Annotated in this window: 18 protein-coding genes; 11 read left to right on the top strand and 7 right to left on the bottom strand. The window is 60.9% G+C overall.

The features are described from left to right. Nucleotides 1-84: 84 nt before the first annotated feature. Nucleotides 85-858: a DeoR/GlpR family DNA-binding transcription regulator gene (locus C9E91_RS17565; protein WP_107109563.1), complete on the bottom strand. Its 774-nt coding sequence runs from the start codon at nt 856-858 to the stop codon at nt 85-87. A 98-nt stretch (nt 859-956) separates the two neighbouring features. Here C9E91_RS17565 and C9E91_RS17560 point away from each other — a divergent pair, with 98 nt between their 5' ends. The 10 genes from C9E91_RS17560 (at nt 957) to C9E91_RS17515 (ending at nt 11597) form a co-directional block, all read left to right on the top strand. Further along, nucleotides 957-1727, top strand: a complete 771-nt coding sequence (locus tag C9E91_RS17560; protein ID WP_107109927.1) for an SDR family NAD(P)-dependent oxidoreductase — start codon at nt 957-959, stop codon at nt 1725-1727. Nucleotides 1728-1829: 102 nt separating this feature from the next. After that, a complete protein-coding gene (locus tag C9E91_RS17555) occupies nt 1830-2168 on the top strand; it encodes an ArsR/SmtB family transcription factor (RefSeq protein ID WP_107109562.1) in 339 nt (112 codons plus the stop codon). A gap of 133 nt (nt 2169-2301) precedes the next feature. Then, nucleotides 2302-2517, top strand: a complete 216-nt coding sequence (locus C9E91_RS17550) for a hypothetical protein (RefSeq protein WP_107109561.1) — start codon at nt 2302-2304, stop codon at nt 2515-2517. 113 nt (nt 2518-2630) lie between these two features. Next, nucleotides 2631-3527: a LysR family transcriptional regulator gene (locus C9E91_RS17545; RefSeq protein ID WP_107109560.1), complete on the top strand. Its 897-nt coding sequence runs from the start codon at nt 2631-2633 to the stop codon at nt 3525-3527. Between the two features lie 116 nt (nt 3528-3643). Further along, on the top strand, nt 3644-4123 hold the full coding sequence (locus tag C9E91_RS17540; protein ID WP_107109559.1) for a formate dehydrogenase subunit gamma: 480 nt from the start codon (nt 3644-3646) through the stop codon (nt 4121-4123). Continuing rightward, nucleotides 4120-5676, top strand: coding sequence for a formate dehydrogenase beta subunit (locus C9E91_RS17535; RefSeq protein WP_107109558.1), 1557 nt, complete (start codon nt 4120-4122; stop codon nt 5674-5676). The genes C9E91_RS17540 and C9E91_RS17535 overlap by 4 nt, the downstream gene beginning before the upstream one ends. A 5-nt stretch (nt 5677-5681) precedes the next feature. Next, nucleotides 5682-8561 carry a formate dehydrogenase subunit alpha gene (gene fdhF / locus C9E91_RS17530; RefSeq protein WP_107109557.1) on the top strand — a complete coding sequence of 960 codons (2880 nt, stop codon included), beginning with the start codon at nt 5682-5684 and terminating at the stop codon, nt 8559-8561. Nucleotides 8562-8745: 184 nt separating this feature from the next. Continuing rightward, nucleotides 8746-9573 (top strand): formate dehydrogenase accessory sulfurtransferase FdhD, encoded by an 828-nt coding sequence (gene fdhD / locus C9E91_RS17525; RefSeq protein WP_107109556.1) that lies wholly within the window; start codon nt 8746-8748, stop codon nt 9571-9573. Further along, the gene (locus C9E91_RS17520; protein ID WP_107109555.1) at nt 9563-9820 is read left to right on the top strand and encodes a formate dehydrogenase subunit delta; all 258 of its coding nucleotides are present in this window, start codon (nt 9563-9565) and stop codon (nt 9818-9820) included. Before fdhD ends, C9E91_RS17520 begins: the two co-directional genes overlap by 11 nt. Nucleotides 9821-9938: 118 nt before the next feature. Next, nucleotides 9939-11597 (top strand): OFA family MFS transporter, encoded by a 1659-nt coding sequence (locus tag C9E91_RS17515; protein ID WP_107109554.1) that lies wholly within the window; start codon nt 9939-9941, stop codon nt 11595-11597. Nucleotides 11598-11710: 113 nt separating this feature from the next. Here C9E91_RS17515 and C9E91_RS17510 read toward each other — a convergent pair whose 3' ends face one another. The 5 genes from C9E91_RS17510 to rocF form a co-directional block, all read right to left on the bottom strand. Continuing rightward, nucleotides 11711-12190 carry a chemotaxis protein CheW gene (locus C9E91_RS17510; protein ID WP_028751249.1) on the bottom strand — a complete coding sequence of 160 codons (480 nt, stop codon included), beginning with the start codon at nt 12188-12190 and terminating at the stop codon, nt 11711-11713. Between the two features lie 255 nt (nt 12191-12445). Continuing rightward, nucleotides 12446-13266, bottom strand: a protein-coding gene (locus tag C9E91_RS17505; RefSeq protein ID WP_107109553.1) for an IS5 family transposase whose coding sequence is annotated in 2 segments (ribosomal slippage) — nt 12446-13056 and nt 13056-13266 — 822 coding nt in all. Because the reading frame shifts where the segments join, the coding sequence is not laid out codon by codon here. Between the two features lie 100 nt (nt 13267-13366). Continuing rightward, the gene (locus C9E91_RS17500) at nt 13367-14248 is read right to left on the bottom strand and encodes an AraC family transcriptional regulator (RefSeq protein ID WP_107109552.1); all 882 of its coding nucleotides are present in this window, start codon (nt 14246-14248) and stop codon (nt 13367-13369) included. Nucleotides 14249-14498: 250 nt separating this feature from the next. Continuing rightward, on the bottom strand, nt 14499-15701 hold the full coding sequence (rocD, locus tag C9E91_RS17495; protein WP_107109551.1) for an ornithine--oxo-acid transaminase: 1203 nt from the start codon (nt 15699-15701) through the stop codon (nt 14499-14501). 18 nt (nt 15702-15719) lie between these two features. Then, entirely contained in the window at nt 15720-16655 is a 936-nt protein-coding gene (rocF, locus tag C9E91_RS17490; RefSeq protein ID WP_107109550.1) for an arginase, read from the bottom strand. Nucleotides 16656-16852: 197 nt separating this feature from the next. Here rocF and C9E91_RS17485 point away from each other — a divergent pair, with 197 nt between their 5' ends. Then, nucleotides 16853-17281 (top strand): Lrp/AsnC family transcriptional regulator, encoded by a 429-nt coding sequence (locus C9E91_RS17485; RefSeq protein ID WP_107109549.1) that lies wholly within the window; start codon nt 16853-16855, stop codon nt 17279-17281. 230 nt (nt 17282-17511) lie between these two features. Here the strand turns inward: C9E91_RS17485 and C9E91_RS17480 are convergent, their stop codons facing one another. Continuing rightward, entirely contained in the window at nt 17512-21699 is a 4188-nt protein-coding gene (locus C9E91_RS17480) for a translocation/assembly module TamB domain-containing protein (RefSeq protein WP_107109548.1), read from the bottom strand. Between the last annotated feature and the right edge of the window lie 4 nt (nt 21700-21703).

Genomic DNA, 21703 nt, shown 5'->3' with positions numbered 1-21703 from the left:
ATGGAAAATTCGAAAATTGATTCATCTAAAACGAAATCAATCCGAATGTCAAACGAACGTTTCGTGACGAAAGCGATGAGACGATCAATTCTGGCGGCGTGAGGTTTCCACCAGGCGAACGCCATGTTCGGCCGCGGCGGCGCGGACGGACTCGACACGACATTCGTCGGTAACGAACGTGTGGACTTGCGAGAGATGGCCGATGCGCACCGGGGCGGTGCGTTCGAACTTGGTGCTGTCGGCCACCAGGATGACATGGCGAGCATTGGCGATGATCGCCTGCGCCACTTTCACTTCGCGGAAATCGAAATCCAGAAGTGCGCCATCGGCATCGACGGCCGAGGTGCCGATGACGGCGTAATCCACCTTGAATTGCTTAATGAAGTCGACCGCCGCCTCCCCGACAATGCCGCCGTCCGAGCCGCGCACGACGCCGCCGGCGATGACCACCTCGATCGAGGGGAAGATGCGTAACTTATTGGCGACGTTGATATTATTGGTGATGACCATCAGTTCGTGATGGCCGAGAAGGGCCTCGCCGACCGCTTCCGTGGTGGTGCCGATATTGATGAAAAGAGAGGTATTGTTGGGGATCAGGCCGGCGGCGGCGCGGCCGATCGCCTGCTTTTCGGGGGCGGCGATGGAGCGGCGCGCTTCGTATTTGACGTTTTCCGTGCCGCCTGGAAAGAGCGCACCGCCATGGACGCGCGATAGAACGCGGCCGTCGCACAGGTCGTTCAGGTCCTTGCGGATGGTTTGCGGCGTTACGGAGAAGCGAAGCGCCAGTTCCTCCACCAGCACGCGCCCCTCAGTCTTGGCGATTTCCAGAATCTCCGTCTGGCGTCCTGATAGGAACATTGTCGACGCTCCCTTTCTTTCGTTTTTTCGTCATCATATGATAAAGTGAAAATTCCGCAATTGCCGACGCGCGGATTCTGCGAATTGGGGAGGTCATGGTGTTTCATCCGAAGCTATTCGAAAATCGCAATGTCGTGGTTACCGGCGCCGGCCGTGGCATCGGGCTGGAGGTGGCGCGACAGTTTCTCGATTGCAGCGCGCGCGTTCTCGTCCATGTCGGCCGCGATCCCGGCCGCGAGCTGCCCGATTTTCTGCTAGAGGCCGAGCTCGATCGCCGCGCCTTTCTCGTTCCCGCTGATTTCACGAGCGAGACCGGCACGAGGGACTTTGCTCTTGCCGCTGCTGACGTGTTCGACCGCATCGACGTGCTGGTCAACAATGCCGGTACCATGGTCGGCCGCTTTCCGGCCGGCGAATTGACCGACGAATGGTATGACCGGATCGTCCAGCTCAACCAGACCTCCGTCGTCGAGGTGACAAGGGCGCTGTTGCCGCTATTGCGGGCGGCCGGGCAGGCGGCAATCGTCAATACAGTTTCGATCTCGGCTTTGACCGGCGGCAGCCCGGGGTCGGCGATCTATTCCGCCTCCAAGGCCTTCGTCGCAACCTATTCGAAGGCTTTGGCGCGCGAGCTGGCGCCGGAGGGTATCCGGGTGAACTGCGTATCGCCGGGAACCATCGCCACCGATTTCCACGATCGTTACTCGTCGAAGGAAAAACTCGAACAGACGCGGCGATCGATCCCGCTGCAGCGCCTGGGGACGGCGGAGGATTGCGCGCCTGCCTATCTCTTCCTCGCCGCGCCGACGCTCTCCGGCTACATCACGGGACAGGTCATCGAGATCAACGGCGGGCAGCTTATCTGCTGATAATCGGACCTTTTTTGGTGTTCTGCGACCTTTTGAACCAGCTTATGGATTCATAATATTATAAGCATATCTCTATGTGAGTTTATCACTAGAGGCCATTCTATGTCGCTGTCTCCACCGCTTGGCGGTGCCATCGAGCATAATGTCGAGGAACTGACTGCGAGGGCTCGAAGGGCGAGTATCCTGTTGAAAGCTCTGTCGCACGAGACGCGGCTGAGCATCCTCTTCATGCTGGCCAAGCGCGAAAAGACGGTCACGGAGATCGAGGGGCTTCTCGGCCTGCAGCAGGCAGTGGTTTCGCAGCATCTGGCGCGGTTGCGGCTGGAAAAGCTGGTCGATACCCGCCGGGAGGGCCGGCTCGTCTATTATGCCGTCGCCAGTTCCGAAATCTGCGCGGTGCTCGATTCGCTGCAGCAGTCCTTCTGCAAGGGCGATTGCTGATCATCCGGAAAGTCGGAAATTCCTGAAGCCTTGGTTTGGCCTTCAATTCATCATCGTATCGTCAACTGACTGACACGACAGTGTTATGCAGAGACGCTAATACTCCCTCAAAACATAGAAGGAGGATAGGCTCATGCAGAATAATGAGATGACCATGTCGGAAGTTCTGCGCGATCCGATGATCCGGCAGATGCTCCGTGCCGATCGCGTGTCGCTGAGCGACTTTGCGACGCTTCTGAAGAAAACGGCCCGTGCGAGAAATGCGGCTTCTGCCGAAAAGAGTGCGATGCCGCTCGTCCCTCCCGTTTTCATTGAGCGTCTATCCGCCGGTGGCGAGGCAGGTCTCTAGGGAGTTTCCGGAGGCCTAGCCTCAAGGCGGACATGCGCCCCATGCCACGCCTCCGTTTTCCAATGTTGCGCTGATGCCTTGGCGCGTTTAACTCTCGTATTCAGGAGAGTTAAATGATCGACAAGCTGGAATTCTTCATCGCGCTTGCCAACCAGAAGCATTTCGGCCGTGCTGCGGAGGAATGCGGGATAACGCAGCCGACATTGTCGGCCGCGATCAGGCAGTTGGAGGATCAGCTCGGTGTCATGCTCGTCAGTCGCGGCTCGCGCTTTCAGGGTTTGACGCCGGAGGGCCAGCGGGTGCTGGAGTGGGCGCGGCGCATCGTCGGCGATACTAGGACCATGCGCGAGGAAATGCGGGCGGCGCGCAAGGGGCTTGCCGGCCATATCCGCATCGCCGCCATTCCGACGGCGCTTGCCATGGTGCCGAAAATCACCGCGCCGTTTCAGGAGCGGCATCCCGACGTTACCTTCTCCATCACCTCGCGCAATTCGCTGCAGGTGTTGAGCCTGCTCGAAAATCTCGAGATCGACGCGGGCATCACCTATCTGGAAAATGAGCCGCTTGGCCGCGTCACCAGCGTGCCGCTTTATGCCGAGCGCTACCATCTGATCACGGCAGCGGGCAGTCCGCTGGCCGAGCGCGCAAGCGTGACCTGGAAGGAAGTGGGCCATCTTCGGCTTTGTCTATTAACTGCTGATATGCAAAACCGCCGGATCATCAACCGGCATCTCGCCGAAGCGGGGGCGGTGGTGCAGCCGACGCTGGAGTCCAATTCGATGATTGTGCTGTTTGCCCACGTCCAGACCGGACGCTGGGCGAGCATCATGCCGAAGAATATCGCGGATTCCTTCGGCTTTCCCGCTGATATTCACAAGATTCCCATCACGGAACCGGATGCGGAACATCTCGTTGGTCTGGTTGCGACGCATCGCGAGCCGTTTACGCCGCTCGTCTCCGCTTTGTTGCATGAGGCGCGATTGTTAGCTGAAGCCGATAAAAATCGATAGAAATTTTCTATCGATTAACGGGGCTGCGTTATTGATTCCTCCGCTCTTCCCTGCGATTTTTGTTTCATTGGCCATGCGTTCGCGTGTTCGCTGAGGAGAAGCCTGGGAGGCTGCTTATGAGTTTGCATCTTGGTTCGGGCGAGATCGCGGCCCGCGCCGGCGTTATCATCGACCGCATGAAGTCGATGGAAGGGCCGCTCCTGCCGATCCTGCACGGGATCCAGGAGGAGTTCGGCTATGTGCCGCAGGATACGCTGCCGCTCATCGCAAAGGCGCTGAACCTGTCTCGCGCCGAAGTGCATGGCGTGATGACCTTCTACCATGATTATCGCGATCATCCCGCCGGCCGTCATGTGCTGAAGCTCTGTCGCGCCGAAGCCTGTCAGTCGATGGGCGGCGACCGGCTCGCCGAGCGGGTCAAGCAATTGCTCGGCATCGATTTCCACCAGACGACACTGGATGGCGGCGTGACGCTGGAGCCGGTATACTGTCTCGGCCTGTGCGCCTGTGCGCCGTCGGCGATGCTCGACGGTGAGCTTCATGGCCGCCTGGATGATGAGGCCGTCGAAGATCTCGTGATGGAGGCGCGCCGATGACGGTGAAGATTTACATCCCCCGCGATGCCGCCGCTCTTGCCCTCGGGGCCGAGAAGGTGGCGAAGGCTGTCGCGCAGGAGATTGCCGGCCGGGGTCTTGATGCGCAGATCGTGCGCAACGGCTCGCGCGGCATGTTCTGGCTGGAACCGCTGGTCGAAGTCGAGGTCGACGGCAAGCGTATCGGCTATGGGCCGATGAAGGCCAAGGATGTGGTTGGTATCTTCGATGCCGGGCTGATCACCGGCGGCGATCATCCGCTCTGTCTTGGGGAGGTCGAGAACCTCCCATTCCTCAAGGAGCAGACCCGCCTCACCTTCGCCCGCTGCGGCGTCACCGATCCTCTTTCGCTGCAAGACTATGAAGCCCATGGTGGCCTGAAGGGCCTGCGTCGTGCCGTCGGCATGGTTGCGGCCGACATTGTGAAGGAAGTGACCGACTCCGGCCTGCGCGGCCGCGGCGGTGCGGGCTTCCCGACCGGCATCAAATGGAAGACGGTGCTCGACGCCGCGGGCGACCGCAAATACATCGTCTGCAATGCCGACGAGGGCGATAGCGGCACCTTTGCCGACCGCATGATCATGGAAGGCGATCCCTTCGTACTGATCGAGGGCATGGCGATTGCCGGCCTCGCAACCGGCGCGACCAAGGGCTTCGTCTATACGCGTTCGGAATATCCGCATGCGATCGCCGTGATGACCGAGGCGGTCGAGATCGCGCGCAAGGCCGGCATTCTCGGGCCTTCCGTTCTCGGCTGCGGCAAGGCTTTCGATGTGGAGATCCGCACTGGCGCCGGCGCCTATGTCTGTGGCGAGGAGACGGCGCTCCTGAACAGCCTGGAAGGCAAGCGCGGCGTGGTCCGCGCCAAGCCGCCATTGCCGGCGCATAAGGGTCTGTTCGACTGCCCGACCGTCATCAACAACGTCATTTCGCTCGCCTCCGTCCCGGTGATCATGGACAAGGGCGCAGCCTTCTATCGTGATTTCGGCATGGGCCGGTCGCGCGGCACCATTCCCCTCCAGATCGCGGGCAACGTCAAATATGCCGGCCTCTACGAGACGGCCTTCGGCCTGTCTCTTGGCGATATCGTCGACAGGATCGGCGGCGGTACTGCAACGGGACGACCGGTCAAGGCGGTGCAGGTGGGCGGGCCCCTCGGGGCTTATTTCCCGCGCGCCTTGTTCGACACGCCGTTCGACTATGAAGCCTTTGCGGCTAAGGACGGCCTGATTGGCCATGCCGGCCTCGTGGTTTTCGACGATACCGCCGACATGCTGAAACAGGCGCGTTTCGCGATGGAATTCTGTGCGGTGGAAAGCTGTGGCAAGTGCACGCCCTGCCGCATCGGTTCGACGCGCGGCGTAGAGACGGTCGACAAGATTGCAGGCGGCATCGAACCGGAGAAGAACCGGGTCCTGCTTGCCGATCTCTGCAACACAATGAAATTTGGTTCGCTCTGTGCACTCGGCGGCTTTACGCCCTATCCCGTCATGAGCGCGATGACGCATTTTCCGGAGGACTTTTCTCCGGTTCCCTTGATCGAAGCGGCGGAGTAAGAGCCATGTCCCTCGTTCACGAAATCGACTACGGTACACCCGCCTCCCAGTCCGAAAACCAGGTGACGCTGACCATCGACGGCCGCCAGATTACGGTGCCGGAAGGCACGTCGATCATGCGCGCTTCGATGGAAGCCGGCATTGAGGTGCCGAAGCTCTGCGCCACCGATATGATCGATGCATTCGGTTCCTGCCGGCTCTGTCTCGTCGAGATCGAAGGCCGCAACGGCACGCCGGCCTCGTGCACGACGCCCGTAGCGCCGGGCATCGTCGTCCACACGCAGACCGGCCGGCTGAAGGACATCCGCCGCGGCGTGATGGAGCTCTATATTTCGGATCACCCACTGGACTGCCTGACCTGCGCCGCCAACGGCGATTGCGAATTGCAGGACATGGCCGGCGCCGTCGGCCTGCGCGATGTGCGTTATGGCTACGAGGGCGACAATCACGTCAAGGCACGCGACAACGGCGAGATCAATCTGAAGTGGGCGCCGAAGGACGAGTCCAATCCCTATTTCACCTATGATGCTTCGAAGTGCATCGTTTGCTCCCGCTGCGTACGCGCCTGCGAGGAAGTGCAGGGCACGTTCGCGCTGACCATCGAGGGACGCGGCTTCGACTCCCGCGTCTCGGCCGGCATGCACGAGAATTTCATCGATAGCGAGTGCGTCTCTTGCGGTGCCTGCGTGCAGGCTTGCCCGACCGCGACGCTGACCGAGAAATCGGTGATTTCGATCGGCCAGCCGGAACATTCCGTTGTCACCACCTGCGCCTATTGCGGCGTCGGCTGCTCCTTCAAGGCGGAGATGCGTGGCGAGGAAGTGGTACGCATGGTGCCGTGGAAGGATGGCCAGGCCAATCGCGGCCATTCCTGCGTCAAGGGCCGCTTCGCCTATGGCTATTCGACCCACAAGGACCGCATCCTCAATCCGATGGTCCGTGAGAAGATCACCGACCCGTGGCGCGAAGTGACCTGGGATGAGGCCTTTGCCCATATCGCCACCGAGTTCAAGCGGCTTCAATATCAGTATGGCCGCGACTCCGTCGGCGGCATCACCTCGTCGCGCTGCACCAACGAAGAGACCTACCTAGTGCAGAAGCTGGTGCGCGCCGGCTTCGGCAACAACAACGTCGATACCTGCGCCCGCGTCTGCCACTCGCCGACCGGTTACGGCCTCGGCCAGGCTTTCGGCACCTCGGCCGGCACGCAGAATTTCGACAGCGTCGAATATTCCGATGTCGTCATCGTCATCGGCGCCAATCCGACGGATGGTCACCCGGTGTTCGGCTCGCGACTGAAGAAGCGGCTGCGTCAAGGTGCCAAGCTGATCGTCATCGATCCGCGCCGCATCGATCTGGTGCGCACGCCGCATGTCGAGGCGAGCTATCACCTGCCGCTGAAGCCGGGCACCAACGTCGCCATGCTGACGGCGCTGGCCCATGTCATCGTCACGGAAGGCCTTTTCGACGAGAAGTTCATCCGCGAACGCTGTGACTGGTCCGAATTCGAAGATTGGGCCGCTTTTGTCGCCGAGCCGCAGCACAGCCCGGAGGAATCGGAAAAATACACCGGCGTTCCCGCCGATCTGGTGCGCGGCGCTGCCCGCCTTTATGCCAAGGGCGGCAATGGCGCGATCTATTACGGCCTCGGCGTCACCGAGCACAGCCAGGGCTCGACCACGGTCATGGCGATCGCCAACCTCGCCATGGTGACGGGCAATATCGGCCGTCCGGGCGTCGGCGTGAACCCGCTGCGCGGTCAGAACAACGTGCAGGGCTCGTGCGATATGGGTTCCTTCCCGCACGAACTGACAGGTTATCGCCACATCTCCGACGATGCGACCCGCGATATCTTCGAAAAGCTCTGGGGCGTGAAGCTCAACAACGAGCCCGGCTTGCGCATTCCCAATATGCTCGATGCCGCCGTCGAGGGCACGTTCAAGGGCATCTACATTCAGGGAGAGGATATCCTCCAGTCCGATCCGGATACCAAGCATGTTGCCGCCGGTCTTGCGGCGATGGAATGCGTCGTCGTTCACGATCTCTTCCTGAACGAGACCGCCAATTACGCGCATGTCTTCCTGCCCGGTTCGACCTTCCTGGAAAAGGACGGCACCTTCACCAATGCCGAACGCCGCATCAACCGCGTGCGCAGGGTGATGAGCCCGCTCAACGGTTATGCCGATTGGGAAGTGACGCAGAAGATGGCGCAAGCCATGGGTCTTGGCTGGAACTACGCGCATCCGTCCGAGATCATGGACGAGATCGCCGCGACGACGCCGAGCTTCGCGCTTGTCTCTTATGACTATCTCGAGAAAATGGGCTCCGTGCAGTGGCCCTGCAACGAGAAGACGCCGCTCGGCTCGCCGATCATGCATGTCGACGGCTTCGTGCGTGGCAAGGGCAAGTTCATCCGCACGGAATATGTTCCGACCGATGAGCGTACCGGCCCACGATTCCCGCTGCTGCTCACCACCGGGCGTATCCTCAGCCAGTACAATGTCGGCGCGCAGACGCGGCGCACCGAGAATGTCGTGTGGCATGCGGAGGATCGCCTGGAAATCCATCCGCACGATGCGGAGCAGCGCGGCATCCGCGATGGCGATTGGATCAAGCTCGCCAGCCGCTCCGGCGATACGACGCTCAGGGCATTGATTACCGACCGCGTTGCCCCCGGCGTCGTCTATACGACCTTCCATCATCCGAACACGCAGGCAAACGTCATCACCACGGACTATACCGACTGGGCGACGAACTGCCCGGAATACAAGGTGACGGCGGTGCAGGTCTCGCCCTCCAACGGTCCGTCGCAATGGCAGATCGATTATGACGAACAGGCGCGGCAATCTCGTCGGATTGCCGGGAAGCTGGAGGCGGCTGAGTGAGTCGGAGTGTGTGGAGAGATACCCCCCTCTGTCACCATCGTGACATCTCCCCCGCAAAGGGGGAGATCGTTAATGTGTGGCACTCTCCTCGCAACATAATGAACATTATCCCGTTGGAAACGTTGTCTGTGGGTGTCGCAGGGCAGAGCGATCCTGCCCAAGAAATTGCTGGTATCGCAGCTACATGACCCGTTTCAAACCCACGACCACCGCATCCGAAACCGTGCGCCGCAACGGCATTGTCCGCTCTGGATCGCGCATCGTGCCGGAAGAAGTGCCAATCGCTTTTTCCTATGGTGGTTCCTCGCATGCGGTGATGATGGGGACGCCTGCCGACATTAACGATTTTGCAGTCGGATTCAGTCTGACCGAGGGCATCATCACCAATATCGATCAGATCGCCGCAGTGGAGCCTGTCGAGGACGAGCGGGGGATCGATGTGCAGATCACCTTGGTCGATGACGCGGCCGATGCATTGCGTGTCCGGCGGCGGCATATGGCCGGGCCGGTCGGCTGCGGGCTCTGCGGCATCGAATCGATCGAACAGGCGGTGCGCAAGGTTCCGGATGTTTCGGCGGTCGCGCTGACGGTCTCCCATGAGGATATCATCAAAGCGGTCGCTCTGTTGAGCGATGCGCAGTTGTTGAACCGCGAGACCCGCGCCGTGCATGGGGCGGGCTTTTATATTCCGGGCGAAGGATTGATCGCCCTGCGCGAGGATGTCGGACGCCATAATGCGTTGGACAAGCTCTGCGGCGCCATCATCCGTTCCGGCCGTGAGGGCTCCGAGGGCATCGTTGCCGTCACCAGCCGTCTTTCGGTCGAGATGGTGCAGAAGGCTGCAGTATTGGGCAGCTCTGTCCTCGTTGCCATTTCCGCGCCGACGGCACTTGCCATCCGCACAGCCGAGGAGTCCGGCATGACGCTGGTGGCACTGGTGCGCGGCGACGATTTCGAGATTTTCACCCATCCGCAGCGCATTACCCCAGGGAGCATCGCCGATGTCGCCTGACGAAACACACCACGGCAAAACGTCAGCCAAGCTCGTCTATATGGCGAACCAGATTGCCACTTTCTTCAAAACGCAGCCGGCCAATGAGGCAGCGCAAGGCGTTGCGACGCATATCAATAAATTCTGGGAGCCGCGGATGCGGCGGCAGTTTTTCGAAATAATCGATAATGGAAACAGCGGGCTGGATCCCCTGGTGCTGGAAGCGGCCTCTTTGATCCACAGGCCGGAGCCGGTCAAACAGGATTAATCCTTCTAATCATTAAGTATTAGTAGTACGATAATGGGGCGGCGAAATTTGTTCGTCGTTACAATTTAAAATAGAATAATTGCGAATCCTAAGTCTTCGAATCAAGGAAAAGTTGTTCATGACGACTGCGGAAACAGATCTTTCAAGAGAATCGGTAACATCAGGTTTGCTCGATCGCGAGCGCATCATCGCCAAGCCCGGCTTCAATCGATGGCTGGTGCCACCGGCTGCCCTGGCGATCCATCTTTGCATCGGCATGGCTTACGGCTTCAGTGTCTTCTGGCTGCCATTGTCGAAAGCGCTCGGTACGTCGACCCCGGCGGCCGAATGCGCCAGCCTTAATCTTCTCTCTGCCCTCGTCACCACCACTTGCGATTGGCGCGTCAGCGATCTTGGCTGGATCTATACGTTGTTTTTCGTGCTGCTCGGTTCCTCGGCCGCCATCTGGGGTGGCTGGCTGGAGCGGGTCGGTCCGCGCAAAGCGGGCGTCGTCTCGGCTTGCTGCTGGTGTGGCGGTATCCTGATCGCCGCGATCGGCGTCATTTTCCACCAGCTCTGGCTGATGTGGGCCGGCGCCGGCATGATCGGCGGCATAGGTCTCGGTCTCGGCTATATCTCGCCGGTGTCGACGCTGATCAAATGGTTCCCTGACCGGCGCGGCATGGCAACGGGCATGGCGATCATGGGCTTCGGTGGAGGAGCGATGATCGGCGCGCCGCTCGCCAACCTGCTGATGACCAGCTTCCGCGGCGACGGTTCGGTCGGAGTCTGGCAGACATTCGTCGTCATGGCGGCGATCTATTTCGTCTTCATGATGGGTGGCGCTTTCGGCTATCGCCTGCCGCCGGCCGGCTGGCGCCCGGAAGGCTGGACGCCGCCCGCTGCCAAGAGCACGATGATCACGACCAAGCATGTGCATCTGCGCGATGCCCACAAGACCAAGCAGTTCTGGCTGATCTGGGCCGTGCTGTGCCTGAACGTCTCGGCCGGCATCGGTGTCATCGGCATGGCCTCGCCGATGCTGCAGGAAATCTTCGGCGGTGCGCTGATCGGTCTGCCGGACGTGAAGTTCGCCGCTCTCGGCAAGGACCAAGTGGCCGCCGTTGCCGCGATCGCCGCAGGCTTTGCCGGTCTGCTGTCGCTATTCAATATCGGCGGACGCTTCTTCTGGGCGTCGCTCTCCGACAAGATCGGCCGCAAGAACACCTATTACTGCTTCTTCATCCTCGGCATCTCGCTTTATACGCTTGCTCCGTGGGCGGCAGGTATTCACAGCAAAGTACTGTTCGTCGGCGCATTGTGCATCATCCTGTCGATGTATGGCGGCGGCTTCGCCACGGTTCCCGCCTACCTCGCCGATATCTTTGGCACGCAGTTCGTCGGCGCCATCCATGGCCGATTGCTCACCGCCTGGGCGACGGCTGGCATCATCGGTCCGGTGGTGGTCAATTATATCCGTGAGGCGCAGAAGGCCGCCGGCGTCGAAGGCGCGCAGCTTTACAGCTTCACCATGTATATCCTCGCCGGCATGCTGGCACTGGGCCTGATCGCCAATGCGTTGGTGAAGCCGCTTTCGGACAAATGGTTCATGTCGGATGGCGAGGTTGCGGCTCTGCAGGCGAAAAGCGCTGCCTCCAACGCCGGCCCTGCCGGTTCCTTCGGCATCGGAACAGGCGGTCTCGACGCCAAGGCGTTGATCGCTTGGGCGATCGTCGGCATCCCGCTGCTTTGGGGTGTCTGGGTAACGATCAAGAGCACATACGCGCTGTTTGGCTGAACCCGGACATACTGATTGCATGAATAAAGCCGCCTCGGAAAACCGCGGCGGCTTTATCTTTATTCTTTGCCAATTCCAGACGGAAACCGCTGGGCGCGTTTCCCGAAATCGCCTTAAGCGGCGACGAGTTCGTCCGTTTCGTTTTCCTTGAACATCTTCGCGAGGTTGAGGAAGCAGATCATGCCGCTTTCGGTGGCGATGATGCCTTCGCAATAGGCGCGGTCGAAGGAAGCGGTGACTTCGGGGACCGGCTGAACCTGGCTCGAGGAGATCGTCAGGATGTCGGAGACGCGGTCGACCAGCATGCCGATGACCATGTTGTGGACTTCGGCGACGACGATGGCGCTGCGTTCATTCGCGACCGTGCTCTTCATACCGAGCTTGTAGGCGAGGTCGATGATCGGAATGACCGAGCCGCGCAGGTTCATGACGCCGATCACATCGGCCGGCGAATGCGGGATCGGCGTCGACGGCGCCCAGCCGCGGATTTCGCGGATGGTGGTGGTCTTGACGCAGAACTCCTGATCATGAAGCCGGAAGGCAATGATCTCCAAAGTGTCGCCGCTGAAGCTGGTGGAATTGATCGTGGCCATGAACACTCTTTCCATTGAAGCATGGCGCCAAATCTGGCGCGCTATCACGAAGATAGCGCAAGAATGTTGCTCAAACCTAAACCGCAGAAGAGATTTCGGAAGGATATACTTGCGGTCTTTTTAGAGCGGTTCAGCGTTTCACGGAATCGCTTTCCCGCTCTATCCCTTTGTTTTGACGCATTCCGGACGGAAAACCGCTGCGCACTTTTCCTGGAAGTGCTCTAAGAGTCTGATTCAAAATTATTCCGCATACTTTCATAATCTTGCGATACGCCGCGCGAAAAGCTGGATCGAGGCGATGAAGAGCCATGCGGTTGCTGATGCGATGGTTTGCTCGAAGTCCTTGGCGAGACGGCGATTTCGGCTCAGCCATGCCAAGGTGCGCTCCACCACCCAGCGACGCGGGAGGATCACGAAGCCTTTGGCGGTATCGGATCGTTTGACGATCTCTACAGTCCATTTGCCGATCCGGCGCAGTGCGTCCCTCAGCTTGTCGCCGGCATAGCCGCCATCTGCGAACACATGGCGCAGCCACGGGAAGCGCCGGATGATTTCGGCCAGCACCATCGGTGCACCGTCGCGGTCTTGGATGTCGGCGGTGTGAATCACGGCGTGAACCAGATTGCCATCGGTGTCGGTGAGGATATGGCGCTTGCGGCCCTTGATCCTCTTGCCCGCATCATAGCCTAGAAGCCCGCCGCTTTCCGTGGTTTTGACCCTCTGGCTGTCGATGACACCCGCGCTTGGGCTGGCCTCCCGACCCGCCGCCTCGCGCGCCATCAGTAACAGAGCATGATTGAGCGAAAGCCACAGCCGATTGTCCCGCCACAGGTAGAACCAGCGCCGCACCGTCGAGGCCGGCGGAAGCAGGGCGGCAGCATCCGCCACGGCAGGCCACCGCGCAGCAGATAGAGGATCGCTTCAACAATCCGCCGCAGCGGCCACTTGCGTGGGCGCCCGACATAGGACGGTGGCGGGAAAAACGGTTCCAGAACCGCCCATTCGGCATCGGTCAAATCGCTTGGCAAATTCAGTTCCGCGCGGGCATACTGCACCCGAGTGGTGTCGGTCCACATCGTCAATTTCCTGGTGGTGTCTCAGTTTGAACTTTGACTTGTCGGTTAGCGGCTTGTCTGCCTCTGGCGATCGGAAAGGACAAGCCTTCGCCAGAATTCGTTATTTCAGGGGCAAAAACAACTCTGCGACCGCCTCATGCTCCGGCACCTCCGGGAAGAAGCTCAGCCGCTGGCAATAGATCGGGAAGTCGCGTGTTTCTTCGCCGCTGGCTGGAAGCCACTCGCGATACAGGTAGAGCGCGGCAGGCTCCAGATTGCCGGTGTTGCCGACGACCCGCAGCACCGCGCAGCGGCCTCCGGGGATCACGCCAGCCTTGATCTGCCCGTCTTCCCGTTCGAACGACCGGTCGATGCCGACACATAAGTCCATCCGGTACTCGGACTGGGGCGTGGTGTGCGGATCGGAGTGGAAGACGTTGAAGGTCGGGCTTGTCTTTGGAGTCAGGCCGGTCGCCTTGCGCCACGCGATGAAACGCTGGATCGTCGCGCCGATCATCGCCGGATCGCCCCGATGCTCCATGATTGCCACGGGGGTCGAGACCACTTCGCGGATCGTCACGTCGTCGGGGGTAAAGGTCTTTTGCATAAGTTTGCTCCGTGCATTGTCGAGAGGGCCAAAAGCGGCAAGCCACGGCTCCCAATCGGGAGATTTTCGGAACGACGAAGGCGATTGCCCGACCCGTTGCCGAAAGGCGCGGGCGAAGGCATCGGGTGCATCGTAGCCGGCATCCATCGCTATGTCCGTGACGCTTTGGGCGTCGCGATAGGCCAGCCGGTATGAAGCGCGCTTCATGCGGGCGAGCTGGACATAGCGATGCACGGACAACCCGAAGGTCGCCGTGAACTGCCGGTGGAAATGAAACTTCGAGAAGGCCGCGATACTACTCAGAACATCAAGATTGAGATCGTCATCGAGATGCTGGTCGATATATTCCAGAACTCGTTGCATTCGAGCATGATAGTTTTGAAATGCCGCCTTCATCGTCCTTTACTCCGTAGCGGCATCAGTTAGGCGTTTATGGCTTAAGCGCGCTCGTCCGATCTTGCGGTTTGACATGGAATAACCGGCACGTGGATGGCGAGGAATGGAGCGAAAGCGGAAATTCAAACTGAGACGCTACCGATCTCCTCCGGTATTTAGCAAAACCGCAGAATCAACGAATTGGGCATCCGTCAAGAATAAGCCGCTGATACCATTCAACTTAATTTTGGATCAGGCTCCAAGGGCTGGCCTATTGAGCCAGCACCTTATCGATCTGTTCCAGCGCCCAATCGACCTGATCGCGGGTGATGACCAATGGAGGCGCAAGGCGGATCGTGTGATCGTGCGTATCCTTGGCGAGCAGGCCGAGATCCTTGAGCTGATAGCAATATTGCCGTGCCCCGCCGGCTTCCGGCACCAGCTCTACTGCCATCATCAGGCCGCGGCCGCGCACGTCCTTCACGATATTCGAGCGGATCGAACGTAGGCCTTCGAGGAAATAATCGCCCATGACGGCGGCATTCTCGATCATGCCCTCCTCGGTGAGCACGCGCAGCGCGGCGCGAGCGACGGCGCAGGCCAGCGGATTACCGCCGAAGGTGGAACCATGCTGGCCGGGCTTCAAGACGCCGAGGACTTCAGAATTGGAGAGCACGGCGGAGACGGGGTAGAAACCGCCCGACAGGGCTTTGCCGATCAGCGTCACGTCGGCCTCGATGCCCTCATGCTCTTCGGCGAGCAGCTTGCCGGTGCGGCCGAGGCCCGTCTGGATCTCATCGAGGATAAGGGTGACGTTGTTGACGGTGCAGAGTTCCCGCACGCGGGTGAAGTAGCCGGGTGCGGGAATGATGACCCCAGCCTCGCCCTGGATCGGCTCGATCAGCACTGCGACGGTGTTTTTGTTGATAGCTGCGGCAAGGGCGTTGGCATCGCCGAAGGGAACGGTGCGGAAGCCTGGCGTATAGGGGCCGAAGCCGGTACGGGCATCCGGATCGGTGGAGAAGCTGATGATGCTGAGCGTCCGGCCGTGAAAATTGTTGGAGCAGACGATGATTTCCGCCTGGTTTTCCGGAACGCCCTTCACCTCGTAGCCCCATTTGCGCACGGCTTTGATCGCCGTCTCGACGGCCTCGGCGCCGGAGTTCATCGGCAGGATCTTGTGCGAGCCGGTCAGCGCCGCCAACTCTTCGTAGAGATAGGCGAGCTGGTCGTTGCGGAAGGCGCGGGAGGTAAGCGTCAGCTTACCGGCCTGCTCGATCATCGCTTCGCGGATCTTCGGATGGCAATGGCCCTGGTTGACCGCCGAATAGGCAGAGAGACAATCGAGATAGCGCTTGCCGTCGGTATCCCAGACATAGACGCCTTCGCCGCGGGTCAGCACGACGTCGAGCGGCTTGTAATTATGGGCGCCGAGGCGCTGTTCGGTGGCGATGAGATCGGTCGATACGCTCATGATAATTTCCCCCCAGACCTATGCTGCCCTTGTCGGGCGATCGAAAATGCGCCGTCCGAAGAGGCTCGCCGTCATTTCCACCAGGACGCGGGCGCTCTTGCCGCGATCGTCGAGGAACGGATTGAGCTCGACCAGATCGAGCGACGAGACGAGGCCGCTGTCGGACAGCATTTCCATGATGAGATGGGCTTCGCGGAAGGTCGCGCCGCCGGGTACCGTCGTCCCGACACCCGGCGCGATATCCGGATCGAGGAAATCGACGTCGAAGCTGACATGCAGCAGGCCGTTGGCGGCGCTGATCGTATCGAGCACCCGGCGCATGATCGCGGCCACGCCCTGCTCGTCGAGGGAGCGCATATCGAAGACGTTGACGCCGTGCTCGCGGATTTCCTGGCGCTCGTGCGGGTCGACGGAGCGTATGCCGACCTGGAATACCTTCTTCGGATCGACCAGCGGGCGGGAGGCCGGCAGGATATCCGCAATCTCGGCTTCGCCGCAGAAGAAGGCGACCGGCATGCCGTGAATATTGCCCGACGGCGATGTGGCCGGGGAGTTGAAGTCCGAATGCGCATCCAGCCAGAGCACGAACAGCGGCCGGCCGACCTCGGCGGCATGGCGGGCCATGCCGGAGACGCTGCCCATGGAGAGGCTGTGATCACCGCCCAGGATCAGCGGAAAGCTACCGGATGAGGCAACGTCGTAGACCTTGGCTTCCAGGGCACGGGTGAAGGCGCCAACAACCTTCAGATTATGTGCCTTCGGATGGTCCGGCAGATCGGCGGCGGGGGCCGGATGCAGGTCGCCGCTGTCTGTGACACGATGGTTGAGTTCGGTCAGCATCGTCTCGATGCCGGCGATGCGCAGGGCTGTCGGGCCCATGCCGGCGCCGCGGCGGCCGGAGCCTTCCTCGAGCGGAACGCCGATCAGGGTGATGGATGTGGATTCTACGTTCATCGGCAGCGCTCCAATCAGCAATTGGCCCCGAAAAATACGAAGCGGTTTTCGGAAAGACCTGTGCGTTATCCCAGATTCAGGTTGGTTGTTGATCCCGATTATCAACGAGGGAGATGACAGCAAAAAGATGGAAAATTGTCAAAAATCGAGTAGTCTTCGACAGATTGACTAGTATGATTTAGCAGAATGATAAGCCCATGGATGACCTTGATCGCGACCTCCTGAGCGCGCTGCGCCACAATGCCCGCACCTCCGTCTCATCACTGGCGGCAACGACGGGCGCCTCGCGCGCCACGGTGACGGCGCGCATCGAACGGTTAGTCGACAACGGCACCATCACCGCCTTTACCATCCGAACCGGCCACGAGACCCGCTCCGCCGGCGTGCGCGCCATCGTCATGATCGAGGTGCTCGGCAAATTGGCGGATAAGGTCGCCGATCAGCTTCGCGGCCTGCCGCAGGTGAGGGCGTTGCACAGCACCAACGGCAAATGGGATTTCATCGCCGAACTGGAAGACCGCGACCTCGCCTCCTTCGACGAAACGCTGCGCCGGATTCGCCTGATCAACGGTATCAACACGACAGAGTCCAATATCTTGCTGAAGACGAGCAAGATGGGGTTTTGATCATCCTTGCCAGGGGGAGACCACCCGTCCTCGCCCTTCGAGGCTCCAGCCCCTTCGACAAGCTCAGGAGGCTTCCGCACCTCAGGGTGAGGACTGATCTTTTGCGCGCGCCCAAAACTCTCTCCACCTCACTCTGAGGTGCTTTGACGTTTGAGCGTTAGCGAAAGCGGCAAGGCCTCGAAGGGCGAGGTGGCCGCGGATCGGCTTGAAGAGAAAGTCGCGTGAGCCCTTCAATACTCATGCTCATAAACAATCCCGGCTTCGCCTGCGCCATCCGAGCCGGCTGCGCCCCGCAGCTTGACGCCGCGTCCGACGTCGAGGTTGATGATCGCCTTGGTGTTGTTGGAGGCGCCCTGCTGCAGCTCGATATAGGTGCGCTTGTTCAGATATTTGCCGGCGCCGACCTGGGCCTGGCCCTTCGAGTCGGTCGTGATGTCGAGATCGTCGACGCCGAGATGGCTGCGCAGGCCCTCGAACAAGGAGGTGGAGCGGCCGCCGGCGAGCTGGCTTGCGGCATCGGCAAGCTGGGCGATCTGCAGGGCCGAAAGCTTCGACATTGATTGGCCGAAGATCAGTTGCGCCAGCACCTCATCCTGCGGCAGGGCAGGCGAGGAGGAAAAACTGATTTTCGGGTCGGTCGCCAGACCCGTGACGTCGACGGTGATGGTGGTGGAATTCACGCTCGACGTCGCTTCCATGTCGAGGGCGGGCGTCAGGTCGCCACCAAAGGTGATCTTGCTGGAATTGGTGAAATCCAGGCGGCGGCTGAGGATGGTCAGGCGCCCGCGCCTCATGGTGAAACCGCCGGAGACGATCGGATCCGCTGCCGTGCCGCGCACAGTGATGTTACCGCCGAGTTCCGCATCGATGCCGCGACCTCGGACGAAGATCTGCGAGGGCGCGTCGAGTTGCAGGTCGATGCCGAGAGTGGTGGACTTATCGCGCGGGCCTTGCGGCTTCTGGTCCCTGAACTGGGCGCTGACGGCGGCCGGTGCGTTCCTGTGTTTGATATTGATCTCGGACAGCGAGGCCGGCAGCTTTTCCGGCACGGTGATCGATGCCTTGCTGAGCTTCAGACTACCGGTGAGCACCGGTGCAGTCAGCAATGGACCCTTGATGGCGAGCGTACCGTTGATGGTCGCAGTCACCAGCGTGCCGTCGACATAGGTGGCATCATTGAATTTCAACTGGATATCGGCGGGAAAGCCGCTGTCCGGAGCAATGCCGACCGTGCCGCTTGCCGATACGCTGCCGCCGCTGGCGAGATTGCCATTGAGCCGCGAGATCACTGCCTGTCTGCCGTCGAGCGTAATGCTGACGGCGAGGCCGTTGAGGGTGAGGTTGCGGCGGACATCGACGAGCTTGGAGCCATCGGTGGAGATGGTGCCGGTGACGGCGGGTGCCGCGGTCGTGCCGGCGATCTGAATATCGATCTTTGCTGCGCCCGTCATGCTGAGACCCTGCGCGGCAAGCTGTCCGGCCACCGCGTCGAAGGGCAGGGTGCCGGAGAATTTCATCGCCAAGGCCTTGTTGCCGGCAACGGCGACAGTGCCGCCGCCGTTGAGCGCTAGGCCATTCTGGCCCGTGAGGTTCGTGTCGATGGTGACGCTATTGTTGGCGAACCGGCCGTTCGCCTTGATGCCGAGCGGGCCGAGGCCGGCAGATTTCGTCTGGCTGGTCGCCGCACCCGACCAATTGGTCTGAAAGGCGACGACGGGTGCTGCCGGCTTGCCGGTCACCGTCACCTTGCCGGAAATCGCGCCTTCTGCCGCAAGCGTCGGCGCGAAGACATTGGCAAGGCTGGCGGGCAGGTTGGCGATCTCGGCGGTGATATTCAGCATCTGTCCGGCCGTGCCGCTGACCGTGACCGAGCCGCTGCCGGTCCGGATCGTCAGGCCGCTCAGTGTTGCCGTGCCGTCCTTGACGACGATCTTGGTCGGCGATGCCAGCTTGACCGGGATGGTGCGCGGCGCGCCGGCGAAATTGTCGAGGCTGACGACCGTCTGGCCGCCGCCGGTTTCGACATTGCCATTGGCGGTCAGCGGCGCATTGTCATAGTTCGATTTGAGATCGAAAACCGTGCGGTTGCCCTGCTGCGTGAACGTCAGCCCGAGATCGGTAATGCGGTTGGCGCCGGAGGCGATGGCGTCGGCGCGGATGCTGCCATTGGCAGAAAAGGCCTTGAGATCATCGACGGTCAACGCGATGGCCGGTTTGGTGATCGAGAGATCGTCGCGGCGGATGCCGTTGCCGCTCGCATCGACCTTCAGGCCGATCTTGCCATTGGCGCTGGAGAGATCGATCGAGCCTTTGAGATCGCCGTCAGCCTTCTGTCCGGCCAGGGCGGCAAGCAGGCTGAGGTCAGGCAGATTGAAGGTCAACGCGCCTGAGGGTTCGAAACTTGGCGAAAGATCCAGATTGCCCTGCAGCTTGTTGGCGCCAACTTCGACGGCGAGCTTCGGAACGCTGGTGCGGCCGTTCTGCGAGGTCGCATCGGCTGTAATGCTGATCGGTTTGCCGTCGATGGCGCCGTTTGCCCGTACACTCGCCTGCGGCGCATTCGGATCGGCGGTTCCGGTGAGCGCTATATCGAGCGTGTCCAGCAGGCGGCCTGCCAACTTGACGTTGACGGCCTTTACCGTCGCGTCAATGCCGAGCGCGGCCAGCGGACCCTTGGCCTTGAGGCCGATGTCCGCCTGTCCTTCGGCATTCGGAACGAGCTTGGAGAGATCGAGCAGTTTGCCGGTGATCTCCGATGTCAGAGTCTGGCCATCGAGCGCGGCACTGCCGTTGATTTCGCCGACATTGGATTTCAGGGCCAGGTTGGAGAGATTCATCTTCGTCGGCACCGTGCCGGCGACCTGGCCTTCGAGTGAAATCGTCCCCTCGAACTTATCGGACACTCCGTCCGGCAGTACGGCGGGCAGGGCAAAGATCTTGAAGTTGCCGGTGAGCGACTTCGACGACAGTGTATATTTGCCATTGACGGTGCCGCCGATGCTGGCGCTTTCCAGCGTCGTATTGTTGAAGCCGATCGTGTCGGGAGAAAGCTGCAGGGGCGCCGTCAGCGCGACCGGCGCGCGGATCAAGCGGTTGAGATCGGGGCTGATGAACGCGGTCTGGCCGACCACGAGGCGAAGCTGCAGCGGGCCGGAGCCGCTGGTCAGGTTGAAAGCGTCACTCTTGGCGCTGAGGTTCACCTGGCCGATATGGCCTTGTGGCGTGCTGGCGCTGTCGAGCGAAGCCTTGGCGTCGATCTTCACCGCCTGCGCCTGGCCCGTCAACGCGACATCGATACGCGAGATCATCGCCCGTGCCTCACCGCCTTCCATCGGCCAGCGGAAATCCACAGGCCCTGATGTGCCGAGCAGGTTGGCGTTGAGGCTGTTGTTGCCGGCGGGATCGAGCGTGCCGGAGGCGGCGATGACGACACTGCCGGTGGCGAGATTGCCGGTCTGGATGTCGATCTTGCCCTTGCCGTCGAAGGTGGTGGCAAGGTCGATCGTCGTCTGGCCGGTGAAGAGGGGTCGGAAGGTCGGCGGCAACAGCGAATCGACGTCGCCGCCGCCTTTGACGTCGATATGATGCAGCCCGTCGGCAGAGATGGCGTGACGGCCATCGATCGATACCGTCGGTTTGCCGTCGAGCGCGGCCTGCAGTTTGCCGGCCCAGTTCGACAAGGGGCCTTCGCCGGAGAGGTTGATATTGATCGCCGGGCCACCCGGCAGATGCAGCATTCCGGCGAGCATGCCATCGCGCGGTTCGGCGATTTCGGCCTTCAGGTTCAGGCGGTTTTCGGCCGGAGCAAAGGCAATATTGGTGGAGAGCTTGGCATCGGGGACATCCTGGCGATTGGCATCCAGGATGAGGTCGACACTGCTGCTGTTCGCCTTGACGCTGCCACTGGCGGCAAGCGCGAAATCCTGGCCGGCAACGGCCTGCCCGATGCGAAGATTCGGCAAGGCGATGGCGCCGATATCGACAGCGATGGGCAGAGAAAAGCCCTTGCTTTCAGTCGTCGCCTGCGGCTCCGCCGACGCTTTTGCCGTGGAAACCGGCAAGCGCTGAAAATCGACGGCGTCGGCGGCAACGCGCTCAGCATGGAACGTGCCGGTCAGCAGCGAGATCGGCGACCAATCGACGGCGAGATTCTGGACCTTCGCGAACGTGCCCTTGGTATCGGCAACCGCAATCGAACCGACACGGAGGTTACCGGTCAAGAGGCCAGACGGCGCGGCAATCGTAATGGTCTGGTCAGGCGTCGAGACGAGCTTTGCTACCTGATCGACGGCATAGCTGCTCGCGGCCGGCACAAAGCCGACGACGAGCACGGCGGCGATCGCGAGCACGAGGACTGCCACGACCGCATAGGCGATGAGGCGCACCAATCTCCCGACAATTCGAATCAACATGCTCATGAGA

Origin of the sequence: Rhizobium sp. SEMIA4064 (assembly GCF_003025035.1) — a bacterium.
Lineage (GTDB): Bacteria > Pseudomonadota > Alphaproteobacteria > Rhizobiales > Rhizobiaceae > Rhizobium > Rhizobium paranaense.
This window is presented reverse-complemented; position numbering and strand designations above follow the sequence as displayed.

What these genes read in the sequence shown, in the direction of transcription:
- C9E91_RS17535 (WP_107109558.1), top strand. Translation starts at nt 4,120, where the DNA reads ATGACGGTGAAGATTTACATCCCCCGCGATGCCGCCGCTCTTGCCCTC.
- fdhF (WP_107109557.1), top strand. Translation starts at nt 5,682, where the DNA reads ATGTCCCTCGTTCACGAAATCGACTACGGTACACCCGCCTCCCAGTCC.
- C9E91_RS17520 (WP_107109555.1), top strand. Translation starts at nt 9,563, where the DNA reads ATGTCGCCTGACGAAACACACCACGGCAAAACGTCAGCCAAGCTCGTC.
- C9E91_RS17515 (WP_107109554.1), top strand. Translation starts at nt 9,939, where the DNA reads ATGACGACTGCGGAAACAGATCTTTCAAGAGAATCGGTAACATCAGGT.
- C9E91_RS17480 (WP_107109548.1), bottom strand. Translation starts at nt 21,699, where the DNA reads ATGAGCATGTTGATTCGAATTGTCGGGAGATTGGTGCGCCTCATCGCC.
- rocF (WP_107109550.1), bottom strand. Translation starts at nt 16,655, where the DNA reads ATGAACGTAGAATCCACATCCATCACCCTGATCGGCGTTCCGCTCGAG.
- C9E91_RS17565 (WP_107109563.1), bottom strand. Translation starts at nt 858, where the DNA reads ATGTTCCTATCAGGACGCCAGACGGAGATTCTGGAAATCGCCAAGACT.
- C9E91_RS17545 (WP_107109560.1), top strand. Translation starts at nt 2,631, where the DNA reads ATGATCGACAAGCTGGAATTCTTCATCGCGCTTGCCAACCAGAAGCAT.
- C9E91_RS17550 (WP_107109561.1), top strand. Translation starts at nt 2,302, where the DNA reads ATGCAGAATAATGAGATGACCATGTCGGAAGTTCTGCGCGATCCGATG.
- C9E91_RS17500 (WP_107109552.1), bottom strand. Translation starts at nt 14,248, where the DNA reads ATGAAGGCGGCATTTCAAAACTATCATGCTCGAATGCAACGAGTTCTG.
- fdhD (WP_107109556.1), top strand. Translation starts at nt 8,746, where the DNA reads ATGACCCGTTTCAAACCCACGACCACCGCATCCGAAACCGTGCGCCGC.
- C9E91_RS17510 (WP_028751249.1), bottom strand. Translation starts at nt 12,190, where the DNA reads ATGGCCACGATCAATTCCACCAGCTTCAGCGGCGACACTTTGGAGATC.
- C9E91_RS17485 (WP_107109549.1), top strand. Translation starts at nt 16,853, where the DNA reads ATGGATGACCTTGATCGCGACCTCCTGAGCGCGCTGCGCCACAATGCC.
- C9E91_RS17555 (WP_107109562.1), top strand. Translation starts at nt 1,830, where the DNA reads ATGTCGCTGTCTCCACCGCTTGGCGGTGCCATCGAGCATAATGTCGAG.
- rocD (WP_107109551.1), bottom strand. Translation starts at nt 15,701, where the DNA reads ATGAGCGTATCGACCGATCTCATCGCCACCGAACAGCGCCTCGGCGCC.
- C9E91_RS17540 (WP_107109559.1), top strand. Translation starts at nt 3,644, where the DNA reads ATGAGTTTGCATCTTGGTTCGGGCGAGATCGCGGCCCGCGCCGGCGTT.